At 68.5% G+C, this 21051-nt stretch carries 13 protein-coding genes and 4 pseudogenes; 5 read left to right on the plus strand and 12 right to left on the minus strand.

Going from position 1 to position 21051, the window contains the following annotated elements:
- Positions 1-18: 18 nt before the first annotated feature.
- Positions 19-528 carry a dihydrofolate reductase family protein gene (locus tag DQ384_RS23610; RefSeq protein ID WP_114031076.1) on the minus strand — a complete coding sequence of 170 codons (510 nt, stop codon included), beginning with the start codon at positions 526-528 and terminating at the stop codon, positions 19-21.
- A gap of 931 nt (positions 529-1459) precedes the next feature.
- On the opposite strand from DQ384_RS23610, the gene DQ384_RS23615 reads away from it, so the two are divergent.
- Entirely contained in the window at positions 1460-8098 is a 6639-nt protein-coding gene (locus DQ384_RS23615; RefSeq protein WP_114031047.1) for a LamG-like jellyroll fold domain-containing protein, read from the plus strand.
- Positions 8099-8290: 192 nt separating this feature from the next.
- On the plus strand, positions 8291-8485 hold the full coding sequence (locus DQ384_RS23620; protein ID WP_181871361.1) for a Tn3 family transposase: 195 nt from the start codon (positions 8291-8293) through the stop codon (positions 8483-8485).
- A gap of 175 nt (positions 8486-8660) precedes the next feature.
- On the opposite strand, the gene DQ384_RS23625 is transcribed toward DQ384_RS23620, so the two are convergent.
- The 4 genes and pseudogenes from DQ384_RS23625 to DQ384_RS23635 all read right to left on the minus strand — a co-directional run bounded on the left by DQ384_RS23625 (position 8661) and on the right by DQ384_RS23635 (position 12327).
- On the minus strand, positions 8661-10691 hold the full coding sequence (locus tag DQ384_RS23625; RefSeq protein WP_181871362.1) for a pentapeptide repeat-containing protein: 2031 nt from the start codon (positions 10689-10691) through the stop codon (positions 8661-8663).
- Positions 10692-10848: 157 nt separating this feature from the next.
- Complete coding sequence (locus tag DQ384_RS23630) at positions 10849-11625, minus strand: pentapeptide repeat-containing protein (RefSeq protein ID WP_181871363.1); 777 nt, start codon at positions 11623-11625, stop codon at positions 10849-10851.
- Between the two features lie 33 nt (positions 11626-11658).
- A pseudogene (locus DQ384_RS44230) lies at positions 11659-11838 on the minus strand (pentapeptide repeat-containing protein); the annotation flags it as partial.
- 150 nt (positions 11839-11988) lie between these two features.
- The gene (locus DQ384_RS23635) at positions 11989-12327 is read right to left on the minus strand and encodes a hypothetical protein (RefSeq protein ID WP_114031051.1); all 339 of its coding nucleotides are present in this window, start codon (positions 12325-12327) and stop codon (positions 11989-11991) included.
- A gap of 563 nt (positions 12328-12890) precedes the next feature.
- On the opposite strand from DQ384_RS23635, the pseudogene DQ384_RS23640 reads away from it, so the two are divergent.
- Positions 12891-13645 (plus strand): annotated as a pseudogene (locus tag DQ384_RS23640) (Tn3 family transposase); the annotation flags it as partial.
- Positions 13646-13677: 32 nt separating this feature from the next.
- On the opposite strand, the gene DQ384_RS23650 reads toward DQ384_RS23640, so the two are convergent.
- The 5 genes and pseudogenes from DQ384_RS23650 to DQ384_RS23670 form a co-directional block, all read right to left on the minus strand.
- Entirely contained in the window at positions 13678-14226 is a 549-nt protein-coding gene (locus DQ384_RS23650) for a GNAT family N-acetyltransferase (protein ID WP_114031077.1), read from the minus strand.
- Positions 14227-14519: 293 nt separating this feature from the next.
- On the minus strand, positions 14520-14894 hold the full coding sequence (locus tag DQ384_RS23655; RefSeq protein ID WP_114031052.1) for a hypothetical protein: 375 nt from the start codon (positions 14892-14894) through the stop codon (positions 14520-14522).
- 469 nt (positions 14895-15363) lie between these two features.
- A complete protein-coding gene (locus tag DQ384_RS23660) occupies positions 15364-15945 on the minus strand; it encodes a dihydrofolate reductase family protein (protein WP_114031053.1) in 582 nt (193 codons plus the stop codon).
- A 65-nt stretch (positions 15946-16010) separates the two neighbouring features.
- Complete coding sequence (locus tag DQ384_RS23665; RefSeq protein WP_220183087.1) at positions 16011-16850, minus strand: helix-turn-helix domain-containing protein; 840 nt, start codon at positions 16848-16850, stop codon at positions 16011-16013.
- A gap of 79 nt (positions 16851-16929) precedes the next feature.
- Positions 16930-17334, minus strand: a pseudogene (locus DQ384_RS23670) (Tn3 family transposase); the annotation flags it as partial.
- A 126-nt stretch (positions 17335-17460) separates the two neighbouring features.
- On the opposite strand from DQ384_RS23670, the gene DQ384_RS23675 reads away from it, so the two are divergent.
- Positions 17461-18349, plus strand: a protein-coding gene (locus DQ384_RS23675; RefSeq protein WP_220183098.1) for an IS5 family transposase whose coding sequence is annotated in 2 segments (ribosomal slippage) — positions 17461-18039 and positions 18041-18349 — 888 coding nt in all. Because the reading frame shifts where the segments join, the coding sequence is not laid out codon by codon here.
- 11 nt (positions 18350-18360) lie between these two features.
- Here DQ384_RS23675 and DQ384_RS23680 read toward each other — a convergent pair.
- Both DQ384_RS23680 and DQ384_RS23685 read right to left on the minus strand, forming a co-directional pair.
- Positions 18361-19116 (minus strand): annotated as a pseudogene (locus DQ384_RS23680) (Tn3 family transposase); the annotation flags it as partial.
- Positions 19117-19673: 557 nt separating this feature from the next.
- Positions 19674-20441, minus strand: a complete 768-nt coding sequence (locus DQ384_RS23685; protein ID WP_114031054.1) for an SDR family oxidoreductase — start codon at positions 20439-20441, stop codon at positions 19674-19676.
- 67 nt (positions 20442-20508) lie between these two features.
- Between DQ384_RS23685 and DQ384_RS23690 the strand changes: the two genes are divergently transcribed.
- Entirely contained in the window at positions 20509-20841 is a 333-nt protein-coding gene (locus DQ384_RS23690) for an ArsR/SmtB family transcription factor (protein ID WP_114031055.1), read from the plus strand.
- Positions 20842-21051: the final 210 nt, after the last annotated feature.

Genomic DNA, 21051 nt, shown 5'->3' on the forward strand with positions numbered 1-21051 from the left:
GTCGGGAAACGTCCGGGTCTACGCCAGGCTCAGGTTCACCCAGTTGTCCAGGGCTGTGAAGAACGGCGTGCCGCCGCCCACCAGGACCGGATGGGTGACGATCACGTACTCGTCGATCAGCCCGGCCCGCATGGCCGCTGCGGCGAGTGTGGCACCGCTGATGTCCATGGGGCCGCCGTCGTCGGCCTTGAGCCTGGTGATCTCGGTGACCGCGTCGCCGGTGACCAGACGGGTGTTCCAGTCGACCGTGCTGGTCGTAGAGGAGAACACCACCTTCGGCATGTCCCGCCAGCGGCCGGCGAACTCGATCGCCGCCGGTGTGGCACCCGGCTGCTTGTCGGCGGTCGGCCAGTGGGAGCTCATCGCCTCCCACAGCTTGCGCCCGTACAGCGCCAGGCCCGTCGCGTCCACCCGGTCGGACCACCACTGGAACAGCTCGTCGCTCGGCACGCTCCAGCCGAGGTCGTCGCCGGGCGCGGCGATGTAGCCGTCCAGGCTCATGTTCATGGCGAAGGTCAGTTTCCGCATCGTGCCAGCCTCTCGTGAGTCGATCTCACACGTACAGACGGGCGCGGCGCGGAAACCTAATCGGTGCGCGATCTGCGTCCGCGGGTAGTCCTCGCGTTCCGGACTCAGCACGGCGTACTCGGCGGGCTCGAGCACCACCGACCGGATCTCGATTTCACCCTCGCAAACGCCTGGTCACACAGCTACAGCGCCGGGCCCTCTCACCGCGCTGGAGATCGCCAAGCAGTTCCCGACGCTGGGCATCTCGCTCGGCGACCAGCGGCCGCACATGCGCCGCAAGATCCGCGAGTACCTACCTCTCTACCAGCGCCGACGCAGCTAAGCGTTGTTTCAGCGCCTGCTACTGAAGGGCCAGTGGGGTCCAGCACCTTGCGTGGGGCCGCTACTGGGCCGCCGCGTAGTCCGGCCCGGTCATCGCCGGCCCCCAGCTCTGCGCCCGCCGGTTTGCGGTGTCCAGGCTGGCACGTTCAGCAGCAGTACCTCCTCGGCGCGGGCGGCGGACTCGTACAGCAGCGTCCACAGCGGCGCGTCCGGCGGCGCCGGCCTTGTTGAAGCTCGAAGCTCTAATCGCAGCGGGACATCGCCCGAGCAGCCCTTGTCCTGACTCATTTTGAGCACAACTGGCTACCTGCAATTCGCTGAGATCACCTCATTGTCATCTTCCGCGTCCTGTGATGATTTGGTAGATGGTTCGCGTCGGATCGGCGGCTCCGACGGGAATCGCGGCAAGTCGCTCGACGCGATTTCGGTCCACCCACGCGAGGCGATCAACGGAAAGGTTTGTCGCCCAGATGGGAGGGTGATCAGGGGGACCGGTGTGATGCGTCGCGAATCGAATTTCTTACTTGCGTGATACGTGTTTGCCTGAATTCAATACGGCCTCACCATTTCCGGCCGGTGAGTCGGACGTAATCGGCAAGGAGTTCATTTCGTGTACGATAAGACTCTGATCAAGGTCTACAAGGACCGCGAGTACATCTCCACTACAATGGTCCGGCACAACGGCACCGTGGTCGGCTTCGCCCTCGGCGCCGACCGGCGCGTCTACTACAGCGTGCTCAGCCTGGACCAGGCCGACCGGGCGCGCGGCGCACTCGACGCGGCCTACTGGAACGCCGACCCGGCCGTGCTGGTGTTCCCCACCGAGATCGTCGACGTGGGCGCCGAGACGCCCCAGGTGGCGGTCATGCCGATCGTCAAGAAGCTGGGCTCGGCAGAGGTGCCGCCCTCGGAGAAGCTGCTGCCCGGCGAGGAGGACCCGTTCCTGTCCACGACCGCCCGGCTGACCTCCGAGTTCCCCATCCAGGTGGTTTCCGACGGCCGCTACCTGCTGGTGTTCCGCCAGTCGGTGGCGGCGGGCGCGGCCGGCTCGGTCTACGAGACGACCACCGGGCGGCTGACCGGCGACGCCACCGGAGGCAAGGCGGCCAAGGCCGACGCCGCGCTGCTGTGCGACCGCTTCGTCCTGGTGGGCGCCGAGCTGAAGCCGGTGGTGGACGTGCGCTACCAGCGCAGCCGCAGCCGGATCCTGCCCGCCTCCGGCGGTGACACGCTGGGCACCCGGGACATGGAGGGCCGGCTGTTCTACGAGCCGACCATGAAACTGTCGTTCGCCGGACGGCTCACCGGCGGCCTGTTCACCGCGCTGACGCTGCCCACGGCCGTCACCGGGCACACCCGCTGGCAGGTCTTCACCGCCGACGCGTCCGGCACCGTGCACGGCCACAACCTGGAGCAGACCCCCGACGGGCTGTTCAACCCCGCCGGAACCCAACTGTGGACCAGCCCCGACCCCAAGTACGCCGCCTCGGTGCTGGAACGGTCCCCTGGGATCGACTCGCACACCCGCAAGCTGCTGGTTCCGGTCAAGCCGCCGCAAGACCGGGCCGGAACGGCGCTGCGCTTCGACGGCACCGGCGCCGCGGTGATCGCGGGCGTGGACGTCACGGCCGCGCCGGCGGGGCCGTACACGCTGGAGGCCTGGATCAAGCCCGCCGCCGCCACCGGGACCGGGCTGATCATCGGGCGCACCCAGCGCACCAGCATGGACAGCCCTGTGCACGTGAGCCTCCAGGCCGACGGCAAACTGCGGTTCGGCCACGGCACGCAGACCCTGACCTCGACGACGGTGGCGCCGATGGGTGTCTGGGCGCACGTGGCGGCCGTCTTCGACGGAGCGGCGCTGCGGCTGTATCTGAACGGCGCGGCGGCGGGCACGCTCACCACGTCCGAGAAGGTCGACGTCAGCGCCCGGATCGTGGTCGGTGGGCGCGGCCCTGGTCAGACCTCCGCCGACGTGTTCACCGGCCAGATCGACGAGGTGCGGATCTGGACGATCGCGCGCACCGACTTCACCACCCGGGGCCAGCGCCTGTCGGGCGGCGAGAGCGGCCTGTACGCCTACTTCCCCCTCGACGAGGGCGCCGGCGTGGAAGTCCGCGACCGGAGCGCCAACAAGTTCTCCGGCCGCTTCGACCCCGGCCCCGTGTGGGCCGACTCCGACGCCCCCGTCTACGACGGCCCCGGCATCACCCGCCAGTCGTTCACAGTCACCGGCCGAAAGGCTGTCGCCGGCCTGACCGCGACGCTGTACTACCAGCAGCAGTCCTCGGTGACGGGCTACGGCCAAGCGCCGGTGCCCGAGCGCAGGCAGGCGCGCGTGCTGCTGGCCTTCGCCACCTCCGGGCCGCCGCCCAAGAGCGAACCGGCCGACCGCTCCTACGTCGCCACCCTGGACTTCGCCGTCTCCAAGGACGGCCGGCTGGCCAGGCTGCCCGGCGTCGTCGACCTGGCCTGGATCGGCACACCCGACCCGACCAAGGACACCGAGCGACTCCGTCAGGCGGAGGACGCGGTGACCGCGGCGCGCGGCAAGCTCTATACCGACCAGCAGCTCACCGACTGGATGCCGAGCACCGTGGCCCGGCTGAAGCAGCTCGAGGAGGAGTTGCACAGCGGCGGCATCGTCAGCATGTACAACCTCAACCGGAACATCGCCGGCCCGGCCAGGAACGCGGGGCGGCAGCGGGAGGCCGAGATCATGGCCGAGGCGGTGCCGCTAGTGCAGAAGTACCTGCAGCAGCTGGAGGCCTCCGGCCGGCTCGGCGCCGACAAGGCGGCCCTGGACACCGCGCTCAACACCCTGGCCACGCTGACCGGCGCGCAGGCGGGCGCGGCCGAGGCGGTGCTGCCGATGCCCACGCTGCACACCGACCGTGCCGGGCTCACCACACTCGGCGCGCTGCTGTCCTTCGCCTGGACGGCCAACGCCCCCGCGCTGCTGGACAGCTCGACCGGCGAGGTGGTGCTGTACTTCCGCGGCGGCGCCGGCCAGTATTTCGCCGCCTACTACGCCGCCACGATCGCCCCTGCCGTCAAGCAGTTCACCGTCGCCGACGGCACGTTGCGGCTGTCGGCCCGCGACATGGCCCTGCGCTCGGCCGACTTCGCGGTCAAGGTGACCGCCACCGGGACGGACCTGTGCACGGTCGAGATTAGCCGCGGCACGACCAAGGAGACGTTCCCCTCGGTGCCCGACCGGGCCGACCGGCTGGCCTCGGTGCTGAACGGCACCGCCAACGGAGCCGAGCTGGGCACGGTGCTGTCGATCCAGGACAAGGTGGTGACGCTGATAGAGCCGCTGGCGACCGCGCTGACCGCCGGCTCGGCCGTGACGGTCGGCGCCGACAACCGTACGGCCGAGGTGGCCCCGGCCGGTTCGGCGCAGATCACGCTGACCAGCGGCGGCCTGACCGCTGGTACGGGCGCCAAGGTGCGCACCCCCGCCTACGACTACACCAAGGCCACCTGCAGCGCCCCCGGCGTGTCGGTGGCCTCCGGTTCGCTGATCGTCAGCGCGCACGCCCAGAGCGCCACCGGGCCGGTCCCCGCCGGGACCGCCGCCGACGTCAGCCAGCCGCTCGGCCCGCGCTGGCACGGCGACGCCCCCGGCCGGGCGTTCTCCTTCGACCGCGACGCCAAGAACCGTCTGCACCTGGCGAACACCGCCAACATCGCGGCCCTGGCCGCCTCCGGCGACCTGACGCTGGAGGCGTGGATCAGGCCGACCGTGGTCAACAACGGAGACCTGATCCTGGCCACCGACGCCGGCCCCACCCGGTACGCGCTGAGCCTGACGCAGCTCATGAAGGGCGACGGCTCCTTCGCCTACCAGATCGACGCGACCGTCAACGAGCAGAGCGTGCGCAGCGTCGACCAGTTCCCGCCGGGGGAATGGGCCCACCTGGCCGTCGCGTTCACCCAGGACTGGGCGATGCGGATGGACGGCGCCGGCTACCTGGACGCCGGCGGCCCCGGCGGCCTGGACATCGTGGAGAACCTGACCATCGAGGCGTTCGTGCAGATCGAGTCCAGCGGCCGGCACGGGCTCGTCGGCAAGGGCGTGCTCGGCGACGGCGGTCAGACGGCCGTGCCCTACTGCCTGTACGTCGACAACGACAACCGCCTCGCCTTCGCCTTCGAGGCCGGATCCGGTACGGCCGCGCCCGTCGTGCACAAATCCACCACGGCCCTGACGACCGGCAGGTTCCACAAGGTCGCCGTCGTGCGCAAGAACCCGACGGGCATCGAGACGGGGGTGGAGATCCGCTTCTACGTCGACGGCGCCGACGCCGGGGCGCAGCGCTACAAGGGCGCCAAGCCCGTGGGCAACGACGCGCCCGCCGAGCTGGGCCGCATGGTCGAGGGCAAGACCGTGTCCGGCCTGAAGGGCATCCTGTCGGAGGTACGGATCTGGAACGTGGCCAGGGACGCCGACCAGATCGGCGTGCCCATCAGTCCCAAGGCGCAGGGGCTGGTCGCCTGGTGGAGGTTCCCGGAGTCCAAGGGCTCCACCACGCAGGACATGTGCGGCTCCTATCCCGCCACGCTGCGCGCCGTGACGCGGGTGCGCACCCCCGACCCGGCGGGCAACAGGTTCACCCTGTACCGCAACGGCAGTCCCGTGGCGACGGTGCCGATGACGCAGCCGGCCGTCGGCCGGTCCGCCGCGCCACGCTCGGTGGTGGGCGAGGGGTTCACCGGCGACCTGGACGAGATCCGGGTCTGGCGGACCGTCCGAACGCAGGAGCAGATCCTGGACAACATGTTCGGCCGCATCAAGGGCGACCGGCAGCACCTGCTCGCCTACTACCCGTTCGAGGCCGACGACACGGTGGCCGGGGCGCTGGTCAAAGACTCCGGGCTGAGTGGCCAGCACCTGACTCAGTCGGCGCCCGGTCCGAAGATCGTGCTGTCCACGGCGCCGATCTCCACCGACGCCGCCCGGGTCCGCTCGGCGCTGACCGGCATCAAGACCTCCTTCCACGGCACGATCGCGACCACCCCGGCCGCCACCGAGTACGGCGACGTGCAGCGGCTCCCGGACGACTCGATCATCGGAGTGCTCAAGCGGGCCTACGGCTACCTCCAGGACGACAAGTCGTGGGCGCTGAGCACCGGCTTCAAGGTCGGCGAACTGGCCACCACCTGGGTCGGCCAGGTGCAGTTCGACCCCCAGCTCATCGGCTACATCGAGGGCGCGCCGCCGGTCCCGTCGGAGAACATGATCGACGAGAAGAAGGACTACGCGGGCGCCTCGTCGGTCTCCTTCGTGCAGGCCGACAACGTCGTCAACACCATGTCGTCGCAGCGGGACGTCAGCGTCGACACCGCGATGAAGATCTCCTTCGACCAGGCGCTCGGCGACGAGGTCTGGGCCGTCGCCGCGCCGCTGGGCGCCGGCACCGCCAAGCCGATAAGCGCGGTCAAGCAGGAGTGGGGCTTCTACCTGTCCCTCGACTTCTCCAACAGCTGGAGCAACACCACGGAGGTGTCCCAGGGCGCCAACACCACCCGCGCCAGCAAGGTCACCCTCGCCGGCGGCTGGGAGGACGCCGACGGCACCAAGCATGTCAACCCCACCGTCGGACGCCGCTGGGTGCCCGCCAACACCGGCTTCGCCGTCGTGCAGTCCGAGACCGCCGACATGTACGCATTGCGCTTGACGCACACCGGCGCCGTCGTCGCCTACCGGATGCTGCCCAGCCCCGACATCCCCCGCGACTGGAACCTGATCCCGTTCCCGATCAACCCCCGCTATACCAAGCAGGGCACCCTGGACGGGATCGTCGGCTTCCACGAGTACGGCCAGGTCCCCGGCCTGCGTCCGTTCCCCGACCCGCACTTCCCCAACGCCGCCGACGGGGTGAGCGGCGAGTACAGCTACTACCGCCCCGCCGAGGCATACCGGATCAAGAAGCGCATCCAGCGCGAGCAGCAGCAGTTACAGGGTTTCTACGACTCGGTATCCATCCAAACCCACACCTGGGACCCCACCCACGGCCAGGCGGCCAAGGTGCTGAACGGGATGACGGGCGGCACCGACGCCACCACCGAGGCCGGTTCCGGCGGCGACCCCGAGGCCAAACGCGCGGCCACCAGGTCGGCCTCGCGCCGCAACATCGTCAACACGTACGTGTGGACCGCCGCTGGGGGGTTCTTCGCCGAGACGACGGCCACGACCGACCAGGTCACCGAGACCACCTCGGGGGCGTTCTCCTTCAAGTCCTCCTTCGGCGGCAACTACGCCATCAGCTTCGAAATCATGGACTTCGGCAACAAGTTCGGCGTGGAGGCGTCCGTAAGCGCCGGGTACAGCGTCACCCGCAAGAAGTCCAAACAGGCCACCCGCACGTTCAGCCTCGATGTGAGCTGCGGGCCCGGCGCCGAGCTGCAGAAGTTCGTCAGTGACAAGCCGCAGTTCGATGCCGAGGGCAAGCCGATCCTGGTGCCCGGCCGGGTCGACGCCTACCGGTTCATGACGCTCTACCTGGACACCACCACCGACAACTTCGAGGACTTCTACGGCAAGGTGATCGACCCCGAGTGGCTGGACCGGGGCACCGACCCGAACGCGCTGGCGCTCAAGCGGGCCCAGCAGACCGAGACCAAGCCGCCGTGCTGGCGGATCATGCACCGGGTCACGTTCGTCAGCCGGGTGCTGGACACCGGTGTGAGCACACCGTCGCTGGCCCAGGCGATGGGCTCGCTCGGCATCGCCAGCGACTACGCGCTCATCACCAAGCTCCAGCCGCACCTGACCGGCGCGACGAAGGACTTCGCCGCGCTCAACAAGGCGGCCAGGGCCGCGCTGGTGGGCAACTTCGCCCGGCTGGCCCCGTACGCCGACACGATCGTGGGCCGCCTGGCGGCCTACTACAACCTGCAACCGGACGACGCCCCGCTCACCTCCGCGCTGCCCGCCGCGGCGGCGGCTCCCGACGGCAAGCTCACCCTGGGCGCGACGTCGGTCCCCAAGGGCACGAGCCTGACCTTCACCTACTCCACGCTGCCCGCCACGGTCAGCGCGAAGAACTGGATCGGCCTCTACCCGGCCACCATGGCCCCCAAGGACGGCGCGTCCATCGACTGGCGCTACACCCCCGGCGCGGACGGCACGCTCGTGATGCCGACCGACAAACTCCCCGGCCCGGGCGCGTACGCGGCGTACTACCTCCACAACGACGGCTACACGGTTCTGGCGGGACCCATCCGCTTCACTGTGACCTGACGTACCGGGCGACGCCGACCGGCATCGGTCGGCGTCGCCGACCGGGCGGGAGCAGAAGCTGCAGTCGCTGCCGAGGCTCCGCAAGGCCGCCGCTGACCTGACCGCGGCGGTCGCGGTCGTCTATGAGACGCCGCTGGAGGCCGAGAAGGGGCCGGCGCGCGGGCGGCGGATCTGGTCGGCCGGATCGAGAAGGTGATCTCAAAGGAGCGACTAACTCTGCAGGCAGACGGGCAGCTGTCGATTGGCCCGGAGATCCGGGCCCGGCTGTCCCCGCTGATCTGGGAGCACATCAACTTCTACGGCAGCTACCCGTTCACCCGGCCCGGGGCACCGGGGAACCTGCGGCCGCTGCGCGATGCGACGGCCGAAGACGACGAACAGGACTGACCACGATAAGGACCGGTGCCCCTCCGCCGGCCGACAAGGGAGGAGGTGTAGCGGCCGGCCAGCGGTCGTCTTCGTCGTCGTGGGCCTCATTCTTGTCCGCGGTTGATTGAGCCCGGCGGTCGAAGAAGAAATTTGGTCGGCTATACCTTTTAACTGCACTGATGCAGCGCGAGGCTCAGCGTTTGACGCGTCCGCGGACGGCGAGGATGGCCAGGCCGAGGAGCAGAGGGCCGAGGAGCCGCAGGATGATTTCGATGGCTTGGCCGTAGGGGGTGAGGGGTTCGGCTCCAGGGGTGTGCAGGAGCGAGGTAGAGCTGTCGATGGCGTGGTAGAACGCGGTTCCCCAGCCAGGCCGGGGGGCCTGGATGTCGATCTGCTGGTAGATCGCGGTCCTCCCGGGGGCCGGGGGGAGCAGCTGGTAGGCGGTGGTGGAGGAGTGGGAGAACCCGACAGTGGCGAATCCGAGGGTGGCCAAGCCGATCATGACCAGCAGCGCCGTCACGGCGCGGGAGGCCCGCAGCCCGTACCCCGACAGCAGCCAGTAGGCGGTCAAAACGAGCCGCTCGAGGCCACGTGCGGGGTAGGTGGGGTCCCGGTGGCTGAGGCGGCGCATCTCCATCTCCCCGTAGTAGAAGTCCGCCGCCCCCGGTTCGTTCTTGGAGTTCTCCAACGCCGTGCGTAACTGCCGATACAGCACCTCCAGCCGCTTTGAACTCACCACGCCGACCCCTTCGGGAGCCGACGTCCACCCGCGCCACGCCCGCCAGGCGGTCCTGGCCAGTGCGGCGCGCGAGGCTCGCCAGTGGTGTTCCTCGGCCAGGACCTGACGGCGACCCCGCGGGTCGAAGGCGAAGGCGCACCAGCCGTCCAGCCGCACCTGATCGACCCGGTGCATCCCGGCGAACAGGCACCGGCTCAGATCCACGTCGGTCAGCACCAGATGCTGGGCATCGGTGCCGCGCAGCGAGGTCACTGCCGCCAGTTGGCCGGGATGCGCCGGATACGGCAGCCCGCTCTCATCGACGCCCTGGATCGGCTCTCGGAGTCCCTGCACGGTGAACGAGCCGGTTATCGCCGCCTCACTGGCATCCACCTGCGCGGCCCGCACCCGTAACGTCACCCGCCCCGCCCCCCGTATCCGCGTAGCGGCCACGGTCTCAGCCGCCACCTCCACCACCAGGTCCCCGTCCACCTCCATCCCCTCAAGAAACAATCGGGGCACCCGGCCACGCATCTCCACCGCCCCGGGCACCCTGGCATGGCTGAAATCGGCGTAGTCAGAGAACATCACGTCGTTGAAGCCGGTGGCCGTGAGGTTCATGTTGCGGGAACGTTGTCTCCCGGAGAACGTCGCGCCGCGGAACAAGGCGTACGAGAACGTGACGCGGTCGAAGTTGGCGTGCGCGGTGAACGTCGCGCCGTCGAAGCCGACGCCGTCGGAGAACGTCGCGCCATAGAACATGACGCCCACGGTGAATGTCACGCCGGCGAACCGGGCGCCCTTGGTGAATGTCACATGGCTGAAGTCGGTGCCCCCGGGGAATATCGCGCCGCCGGAGCCGGGGACCTCGGGAAACGTCGCCTTGTCGAAGTCGGCGCGCTCGGTGAACGTTGCCTCGCCGAAGGAGGCGCCCCCGACGAAGGTCGCGTCACTGAAGTCGACGCGCCCGGTGAACGTCGCCTTGTAGCAGACGGCGCCCATGGCGAATGTCACGCCGCTGCAGTCGACGTCCCCGGCGAATGTCGCCTCGCGGAAGTCGGCGAGCCCGGTGAACGTCGCGCCGCGGAAGTCGACGTTCCCGGTGAACGTCGCGCCGCGGAAGTCGAACGTCACGTCACGGAAGTTGAGATTCACGTCACGGACGTCGGCGTCCTTAGTGAACGTCGCCTTGTTGACATTGACGCGCCCGGTGAAAATCGCGCCGCGGAAGTCGGCGTTGCCCAACTTTGCTTTAGCTCCGGTGACGGGGCGGCCGCGGCGGCGGCGGGTCAGCGCTGTCAGCAACTGTTGGAGCAGTTCATAGCTGAAGGTGACGCCACGCATATCGATGTCGGCGCCAGGGGTGAGCGCTGCCAGGTAGGTGGCCCGCTGCTCGGGATTCAGGTGGGCCAGGCAACGCCCGTCCACGGCGCCGGTGGCCCCGCACAAGACAGCCGGGTCGCCGGGGTCGGCCTGCTGGCAGCCGCTCACATCAGGTGTAGCCACCATGCCAGGACACGTCATCCTCTCCCGCGAGCCCCCGAGCTATGTGGCTCAAATCCTTTCAGGAAACGGCCCTTCCGTGAAGGAATCCGGCGGCATGCCGTCCCCCAGCTCCAGTTCGGCCTCGCCTCGGACGAGCCAGGATCGCACGCAAATCACTTCACGAAAGGTGGTTGGCCTGCTCGAGCAGGCCGATCCGGCAAACGGCAGCCTGGCCGCGTGGACGCAGCGCTACCTTGCTGCCAAGACCGACCAATCCACCGCTCGCTGGATCCTGCAGTGCCTCACCTGGCGGCTCCGCAGCACCGCGGCCTTCGAGCGTGAACGCGACGGACTGATCATGATGTGCGGCGTACCAGCGGAGTTCGTGGCATCGAGGCGGTAGATCGATGTCACCGCGTGCGGCGGGCGTGGAGGAGGTAGGGTCCGGCGGGGTCGTCTGGGTTGGGTTTGGCTCGCCACGGGGGGGCCATGCGTGGGCCCGTTTCGGATCAGTGACGCGTGCCCCTTCGAAGCTGAGGGTGCCGTCGAAGCGGGCAGCGGGAACGTGGGCTTGGCCGGCAGAGACGAATGCGGTGGTCCTGGCGCCTGCAAGACGGGTCTCCGCATCGACTCCAGCGACCCTGATGTTGATCGCCTCGCCAAACCAGGCGTCCTCGGCGAAGGTCGCCCCGTCGAAGTGCGCCTCCCGGGAGAAGACCGTCCCGGAGAATTCGGCATCGCCGCTGAAGGTAGCCTCGCGGAACGAGGCGTTCCTGGTGAAGACAGCCGCCTCGAACCCAGCCCCGTGGGCGAAGGTGGCACCGGTGAACCAGGCGTCCCCGGCGAAGGTCGCTTCCCAGAAGATGGCGGGGCCGGAGAAGGACGCGTCGTTGAACGCGGCGACTCCAAGTTTCGCTTGGCCGAACAGGGCGGCCCCCACGAAGCTGGCCTCCAAGAAACTGACGGTCTCGGTGACGGTCGCCCCGCTGAAGTCGGCTTCCCCGGTGAAGGTTGCGCCGAGGAAGATGGCTTGCTCGAACCTGGTCTTCTGGAAACGGGCGTATCTGTGAAGTCGAGCGTCGCGGAGGTCGGCGCTGGCTACCCGGCAGTGGTCAAGGTTGAGTTCGACCAGAGTGGCGTCACGCAGATCGAGGTTGATCCCGCCCAGAAGATCGCAGGTCGTTCAGAACTGTCAGCGGGCCAGTGCAGGTGGCGGGTGAGGATTTGCTGGGCGGTGCGGCGTACGTCCAGTTCCAGGCGGCGGGCGGCGGCCTCTTCTGGAGTGAGAGCCTCGGTGTCAGCCGTGGCCGGCTGTTGATCAGGGTCTTTCCGCCGGAAAGCGATCCGGTCGGGTGGAGGCTGGAAGGGGGGCGCGCAGGTAGGCGCAGATGCGGTCAACGACGGTCTGACGAAGCTCGGGATGGGCTTGGGCGAGCCGTTCCAGGTCGGTGAGCCCGCCGATCCGAACAGCGGCTTTGTCGCTCCCGAGTTGTTCGCTGGCCTTGGCGGACAGGTCGGTGATCTGGCGGGCGATGACATCGCGTTGCGTGAGATGGTCGACGACGAGTTGCCGGTGGTGTTCGCGTTGGCTGAGGCGGAACCGGTCGACACTGATGAAGGCGGCCAGATCGCCAGTACGGCGGCGGAACTCTTCCATCCGTGCCGAAAGCATCTCTGTGTTCGGCGGTGGTCTCGCCCCACAGCAGATACCCCACCGTCATCCCAGCCAGAACGGCCACGGTGAGCGCCAGCCACACCCAGCCCAGGGGAACACCTGCGCCACGGGTGGGGGGAGCGCGGGGTCGCTCGCCTGGTCCTTCGCGCCGATGTCCATAGGCGTATTCCACCGCAGATCAGGGTGCTCACACGCCGAAGTCCGCGGGGTTATCAGCCCGCATCTGGCCGCCTGGCTGCCACCGCGCACTATCGCTATCGCGTTTCGGCAGGTCAAGTGCCGACTTCGTCGCAGCGCCGTCGCTGGCAGGCGTAGGACGCCCAGGAGATTCCCGCGGCGGTGGCGTGGCCTTCGGTGCACTCGGCGGCGGTGGATTCCCGATCCACCAGTCCCAACCCCGAGACAGCAACGCCCCGTCCCGCCGCGAAGCACGGAGGCGGGACGTTCCACCCCACGATCAGTGCAAAGGACTACGGGAACCGACAGAGGCCGGCGACGAGGCGAAGGTGGAGATCGTCGTCCCCGAGGGCGGCGGACGCGCCTGCGTCGCGACCGACAACGCCTCGTACTCCGACATGGCCTTCGGCCTGTACAAGATGCTCGGCTTCCGCTTCGCCCTGCGCTTCCGCGACCTGGATGACCAGCGGTTCTGGCGTGCGGACCTGCCCGACGGGGACGGCCCGGTCGCCGGGTATGGGCCGCTGGAGGCCGCCGCCTGCAACAAGGTCAGCCTGGGGCGGATCGCCACACTGGCCGGACATGCTCCGCGTCGCCGGATCGCTCATCACCAACCAGGTCCGCGCCTACGACCTGCTGCGGCTGTTCGGCCGCGAGGGGCACCCCACCCCGCTCGGCGCCGCGTTGGCCGAGCAGGCCGGATCGACAAGACCATGCACCCGCTCGCCCTGGTCGATCCTGTCGACGACACCTACCGTCGACTGATGAACCGGCAGCCGACCGTGCAGGAGTCCCGCCACCGCCTGGCCCGCGCGATCTGCCACGGCGGCCGGGGCCAGATCCGCCAGGCATACCGCGAGGGCCAGGAGGACCAGTTGGCCAGTCTGGGTCTCGTCCTCAACGCTGTGGTCCTGTGGGACACCCGCTACCTCGATGCCGCCTTCGCCCAGCTCCGCCCCGAGGGCCACGACATCAAGACGAGGACGTGGCCCGACTCTCCCCGCTCAAGGACAGGCACATCAACTTCCTGGGCCTCTACCTGTTCAACATTAAGGCCAGCGGCCCCGGCCAGGGCCTGCGCCCCTTCCGCGACCCGGACGCCGTCGAGGACGACGAGGACTGACGGCCGGCACACCACCCCTTCCGAGCACGAGCTCAATCAGACGGCGTGACCGAGGACCACACGCCGAACCACTGCTCGGCGCCGTACTCCTCAAATCGCTCCACCTCGGTGAACCGCAGCTTCGCCGCGAGGCGCATCGAGCGGTCGTTGGCGGTCTGGGTGCAGAGCACTACCGGCTCGCTCGGAAGCGTGGCGGCGAACCAGTCCAGTGCCGCCGCGCACGCCTCGGCGGCGTACCCGCATCCCCACGCCTCCGGCAGGAACATGTAGCCGAGCTCGGCCTCACCGCCGTCCGGTCGGACGTGACCTGGACGCTCCGCGTCGCGCCGGTCGAGCGTGATGATGCCGATCATCGCTCCGTCCAGATCGACCACGAAAAGGCCGGGGCGCCGCGTGGGGACCTCAGGCACCGCACGCTCGAACTCATCACGCGGTCGAGGGCCACCAATGTAGGTGCCCACCTCCGGCGAGGTGAACAGCTCGATGAGCGCCGCACGGTCCCGGGCCTCGGGCTCACGGAGCACGAGCCGCTCGGTCCGTATCGGGGCAGGTGGCCAGGCAACGGGTCCAAGCTCAGTCATGGCGGGCAACCTATAGCACGCCCGCCGAGCGACACGCGCTCTCACAACTCACGAACAAAGCCACGGCTCCTCAAGAAGGCATGAGGGATATCGAGGGGCCCAGCAAGAAGCACCCTGGTCCCTCGGTGTGTGATCCTCCGGTGGCCTACGGCACGTCCGCGACCACATCCACCTCGTGGCCACCCTTGCCCGCCAGGACGGACGAATCCCAGAGATGCACGGCAACTGGCACCGGATGCGGAACAACTGCGATCAGATCGAAGCCGAACTCGGGTGAGCGATCACCGGGAACGTCACCAATAGGGCATGACACTGCGTGACCTCGGGCTCAAGGTACGGCGGCCCGTTTTTGCCGTATTCCGGTGGCACCCGACCTTGCCTTTGCGCGCCGAGAGCGGGACGTCGTCGTCCAGAGCGACGAGCTCGGCGATCCGGACGCCGGAGTAGAACAGCAGCCGGCCGATGGCGCGGTCGCCGGCGAGGGGGCGGCGTTCGACGGCGCGCAGGTAGCGCTTCTGCTGGCGGGCGTCCAGGGCGCGGGGCGCGAGCTTGGGGGCGTCGTCGCGGCGGACGACGGCGGGGCCGAGTCCGAGCTGGGTGAAGAAGTGGTCCAACGCGGTGAGGTGGGCGTTGACGGTATTCGAGGCGCGGTGCAGCACGGTCTTCATGTGGGTCTTGTAGTCGCGGATGGCGAAGTCGCGGTCGTGGGCGTCGGTGAGCGGGTCGTCGTCGAGGCCGCTGGCCTCCAGCCAGGCGAGGAAGGTCCGGACCCGGGAGTCGTAGGCGCGGCGGGTGTCGCCGTCCAGCGGGGCCCGCTTCAGCGCTGCGGCGTAGGCGGCGTGGATCGTGGTGAACGCCTCGGGTAGATATCAGAAGCTCTGATGGGGAGGGCGGCGTCGGCGCGTTGATCGGGCCTGAAGTCCCGAGGCCACGCTCAGGCCAAGTCTGTTCGGGGGTCGGCCAAGATACGACGGAAACCGGCAACCAGTGATCTTGAGTTGAACTTGCCGCAGGTGAGGTGCTGGGGCGGATCGGCGTCGGCTGCCCGACCAGGGACAGCGATGCGCAAACGCAGCCGGAGGCCCGATCTTGTGTCACCGTTCGCAGTGGACTTCTTCGCGTACCCGCTCAGATCGGTCAACGGCGCACCCGATAGCGCAGGTGAAGCACCCGGTTGCCCTGAATCACCACGTCAGGATCCTCCAACAGGTGCTGCGCGTGGACCGACCCGAAGTAGCGCTTGCCGGACCCGAACACCACGGGTACGACGTCCATGCGCACCTCGTCGACCAGACCCGCGGCAAGCGCCTGGCCACCGACGTCGCCAGCGGCGACCTCGACCATGCGGTCACCCGCAAGCTCCTGCGCCTTGGCCACGGCTGCCTCGACGCCGTCGACGAAGTGAAACGGCGCCTCGGGGTCCCAGCCCTCGGGCTCCGGCCGGTGCGTCACGACGACCACGTGGTCGATCCCGCCCGGAGGCTTCCCGTCCCAGCCGTCCGTCATGTCGAAGACGTGGCGGCCGACGATTGTCACCCCGATCTCGTCCCAGTACCGCCGGGTGTAGTCGTAGGACGTCTGCGATACCTTCAGCTCGCCGCTCTCGTCCAACGGGACGTCACCGCTGGACAACCAGTCGAACAGCGGTCCGGGCTGGTCATTCTCGTCCGCGACGAAGCCGTCCACCGACACCGAGCTGTACATGACCACCTTGCCCACGGGCTCTCCTCTGCTTCGGGGTGCCCTCAAATTAGCGTGTCGTGAGCTGTCGCTCTTGTAAGAAATCAATCGGCCGGCAGCGGCCAGCCGTCCAGCGCGTGGCCGGGATGTTCGCGCAGGAACCGCCGCCGGACTTCGACGTACCGGGTCGGCGTGAGCCCGGTGAACGCCCTGAACTCGTGGCCGAAGTGGGCCTGGTCGAAGTAGCCTGCGCCACCGGCGAGGTCGCCCCAGTCGATCGTTCCGGCGGGGTTGATCGCGAACACGGTGGCGGTGAAGCGGTAGGTGCGGGCCAGCCGCTTCGGCGTGACGCCGATGAGCTTCTTGAACCGCTGCGCCAGATGAGTGCTGCTGACACCGGCTGCCACGCTCAGGTCGCCGATCGCCACCGCCCCGCTGGTCGCCGCGATGACGCTGCTCGTATGGCGGACCAGCCCCAGGCCGGCGGTCTCGCACAGCCGTCGCATCAGCTCCTCCTCGAGCAGCGTCAGCATCTCGTACGGCCCGGCCGCCGTGGCCAGCCGGTCCCGCAGCTCAGCAATGGCGGGCCGGCCCCAAACCTGCTCCACCGTCACCGGCCGGTCACACAGCTCGGCCGCGGGCATCGGCAGGAACGGCGCCAGCCCCCACGGCTTGAAGTGCACGCCGACGGACCGGGTCCCCGGCGGATAGCCGAACTCGAAGGCGCGGCTGGGCACGGTGACCACGCAGCCGTCGGCGTACTCGGCCGTCTCGATGTCGGTGCCGGCGCGGATGCGGAACGGCGCCCCGAGGTTGACGATGAGCAACGCCGACGGCATCGGCGGCAGCGTCAGCCGGGCGTACGGCGGCGCACCCTCCAGGTAGTAAAGGTCGTCGATCAGCCCGTCCAGCGGCGGTCGCGGCACTCTGGACACGTACTCCACGCCCACAGTATCGCCGACGCCCCGCCGGCATCATGCGTAGTCCAGCCGCGCTGCCGCCGGAACGGGCGAGCGTCCGGCGTTACGCAGTCGGCAGGTCGGTGAGGTCCAGGCGCCGGTCGGTGCGCAGCTGGATCTCACCGTAGGGGGTCATGTTGGTGTGGAACAGCGGCGTGAGCCCGCGCCGGTCGGCGTCGGTGAGGACGTTCTCCCACTCGGGTAGGGCGAGGGTGTCCTGGATCATCAGCGTGTTGATCAGACCGAGGGCCGACTGGGGAATGTGCAGGCACGACTTCCCCGGTTCCTGTTCTTCGCGCCGGTTGGAGGCGAGTTCTCCGCGCTTGCCGAACTTGATGTAGTCGTTGACGCCGTTGTAGTTCTCCACCACGTTCGGCCCGGATTCGGTCTCCCGCTGAAGATCGCGGTCGCGAAGCCAGCGGGCCAGGAAGACGGTGCGCTGGGCGCGGCCGACCTCCAGCATCGCGGCCTAGGGCCTGTTTCGAAGTCCGTTGGGTGTTGGCGTGTCGTGTCCGGACATGCAGTGAGGTCTCCGGTAAAGGGTTGATCGACCAAGAAAAACCTTTACACCGGAGACCTCGTGGCCACCTTAGCGGTGACGAGGCGGTTTGACCTGACCGATGCACAGTGGGCGCGGCTGGAACCGCTGCTGCCTGCGGCAAGGAGACCAGGACGGCCGTCGAAGTGGACCAAACGGCAGCTCATCGATGGGATCCGGTGGCGGGCGCGGGTGGGGGCGCCGTGGCGGGACGTGCCGCCGTGCTACGGCTCCTGGCAGGCGGTGTACGGGCTGTTTCGCCGATGGCAGCGTGCCGGCGCCTGGCAGAAGATCACCACCGGGCTGCAGGCACTTGCCGATGATGCCGGTCTGATCGGCTGGCAGGTCGGTGTGGATTCCACGATCGTGCGGGCGCACCAGCACGCGGCCGGCGCTGCGCGGCGCCCGCAGGCGCAGGCCGAGTCGCCCGGCGGAGTGCGCACCGAGCCGGCCGATCACGCTCTGGGACGTTCACGGGGTGGGTGGACGACCAAGCTGCATCTGGCGTGTGAGCAGGGCCGGCGGATGTTGTCGCTGGTGGTGACCGGCGGGCAGCGTGGCGATGCGCCGCAGTTCGAGGCGGTCATGGCCGGGATCGGCGTGCCCAGACCGGGACCGGGACGGCCCCGTACCCGACCCTGAGGTGGTGCTGGCCGATAAGGCGTACTCATCGCGGGCGATCCGTGCTCACCTGCGCAGGCGCCGGATCGGGTGCACCATTCCCGAGCCGGCCGACCGGATCGCCGCCCGTCTGCGGCGCGGCAGCCGCGGTGGCCGTCCCCCGAAGTTCGACCTTGCCGGCTACCGCACCCGGCACGCGGTGGAATGTGGCATCAACCTGCTCAAACGCAACCGCGCCGTCGCAACCAGATACGACAAGCTCGCCGTCCGCTACGAAGCCACCATCCATATCGCCGCCATCAACGACTGGCTCACCTGTCTTTGAAACAGGCCCTAGGCGGGGTGGATGGTCTCGCTGGTGAACCGGCGCAGCAGGGCCTCGGTGGAGGCGGTCCGCAGCCGGATCGCGGTGGCGTACTTCATCATGATGTCGTAGTTCTGGGTGATGATGTCCGACCGGATCGGCCTGGTCAGCGCGGGTCCGAGCAACGGGTAGGAGAAGTCCTCGCCCCGGCCGGGCACATACAGCTTCATCTTGTTGATCTGCTTGAACCGGGCGACCAGGTCGGAGTCCAGCAGCCGGGTGATCCAGAACCCGACGAACGAGGCGCCGTGGGAGTCGACGAAGTTCTGCTCGATCTCCATGTCGGTGTCGTGCCGCATCGCGCCCTCGACCATGGCGTGCACCTCGGACGCCGAGCAGGAGATCAGCTGGGAGTGGACGGCCATGGACCCGCCGGTTTCGACCGTCCAGTAGATCAGCACGCCGCGCTTGGCCCTGCGGTAGCGGGAGTGCCACTCGGTGAAGATGTTCTGATCGAAGGCCGAGAAGTGAGTGGAGTCCGAGGCGACCGCGGTCGTGCCCTCGCCCCACAGGGCGGCCTGCCGGACGGCGAAGGTCGCGTTGCGATCATCCGGGCGACCTCGCGGCAGGCCTCGACGGTCAGGTAGCGGCGGTCAGGTAGCGGCGGCGCGCGTACCGAAGGTCGTCCTCGGTGTGGGATGGTCGCCGGCGGCGACCGCGCGAATCCCGGTCCCCGTCCCGTAGGCGTAGATCAGCAGCAGGAGCCATTCAAACAGCACCGCCGCGTCCACGAAGCTCTTGGGGGTACTTCCTCGGGGCTGGCATCGTGTCGTACTTCTCCCTTCCGCCGGCAGATGACGCTGGCTTCAGGGCTCCACGAAAGTCGGAGTGGTTCGGTTTTGGTCAACCGATGTCCCCAGTCACCCGCGACGGACAGGGAACAGCCTCCACCTATGACGTCCCAGCTCCTAGGTCAGCGGTCATCGACTCACGACGGCGTCGAACTGGGGGAGCAGGGATGCTGCGGGGCAAAACCATGGCCGCATCGGACATCGCGTGACCAACTCGCGGACAGGGATGACGAAATGCCTGGTCAACTACGTGACCATTCTCGACTACTCACGCCCGGATGGGAACCGGCGCTTGCCGGCCCTCCGCTCCCGAACATGTCCCTAGCCGCCAGGTAGCGGGTGAGAGATCACGATTGCGGTTGTCGTTGAGGAAGCTGTCACCATCGTCGACGAATCGGCCGCTCGCGCCGCGGTCAACGAAGTCATCGCCACGGAGTAGACCAGCCCGGCGGCGGATGATGACCGCACTCGAACGGGGCCTGCTGTCCTGACCCCTACCACTCTTTGCGCAGGCCACCGTCGATGACGAGGTCGGAGCCGTTGATGTTGGGCGCTTTCCCGGAGGCCAGGAACACGACCAGGGCAGCGATCTCCGCCGGTTCGGTGATGTGCCCGGTGGACATCCCGAGGGCGGCGGGCAGGGAGTCAAGCAGCTCTTCGCGCGAGATGCCGGCCTTCTTCGCGAGCGCGTCCCCGGTGCTGCCCGGTTCGGTCCACACCGCGGTACGTACTGGTCCCGGCGAGATGGTGTTGACTCTGACACCCTGAGGGCCGAACTCCTCGGCGAGGGCCTTGCCCAGGCTGGCCAGAGCCGCTTTGGCAGCGGAGATGTCCACCAGATTGGCCACCGGGCGGCGGGCGTTGACCGAACCGATGTTGATGATGTGGCCCTTGCGCTCGACGATGCTGGGCAGCGCGGCCCTGCTGGCTCGTACGGCACTGAACAGGGTCAGGTCGAGGGCGTGCCGCCAGTCGTCGTCGGAGATGGACAGGAACCCGCCCGGGTGCGGGCCGGTGGTGCCGGCGACGTTGTTGACCAGCAGATCGATGCCGCCGAGTTCGGCCATGGCGGTGTCGATGAGGTGAGGGGGCCCGCCGGGAGTGCGGAGGTCCACAGGGACAGCGAACGGGGTGACCTGCCTGAGTTCGGAACTGATCGTCCGTGCTCCCGCCACGACCCGGTATCCCTCGTCGCGTAACGCGGTGACGATGGCCAGCCCGATGCCCTTGCTGGCACCTGTGACGACGGCATTCCTGACCATGGCCTGCCTTCCCGTACAGATACATCACTGATCACTGATATGTAGCGGAAGGTATCATCTGACACTGATGGATAGCAACGACCGGCTCTCCGCGATCGGGCGTGCGTTGAGCTGCACGGTCCGGCTCGCCGTGTTGCAGACGCTTGCCGAGGGAGACGCGTCCGTGGGCGAGTTGACCGGCCGCATGGGCGTCACCCAGCCGAACATGTCGAACCATCTGGCCGTACTGCGTTCGGCCGGACTGGTGACCTCCCACCGTTTCGGACGCGTCGTCCGTTACCGGCTCGCCTCCCCCGAGGCCGCCGGCCTCGTCACCAGCCTGACCCTGCTCGCCAACACCGACCCCGGCTCCCCATCACGGCCCTCCGCTCTCGAACGTGACCTACCGCCAGGCAGCTGATCTATAGGTCGGCTTCGACCTCGAAGGGTGTCCGGATTAGACGGTTTCCCGACAGGCCGCCGAAGTGGTGCTCGACGGCCCGGAAAATCGGACATCAGCGGATCAATCACTGCCCTGCGCCGCGGATTGGGAGGCTGAATTGACGACAGGATTTCCTGACAGCTAGAAGAGGGCTATCCCCCTTCAGAGGAGCCTTCGGTCGCGGCTGCT

Origin of the sequence: Sphaerisporangium album, from assembly GCF_003323745.1 — a bacterium.
GTDB lineage: Bacteria > Actinomycetota > Actinomycetes > Streptosporangiales > Streptosporangiaceae > Sphaerisporangium > Sphaerisporangium album.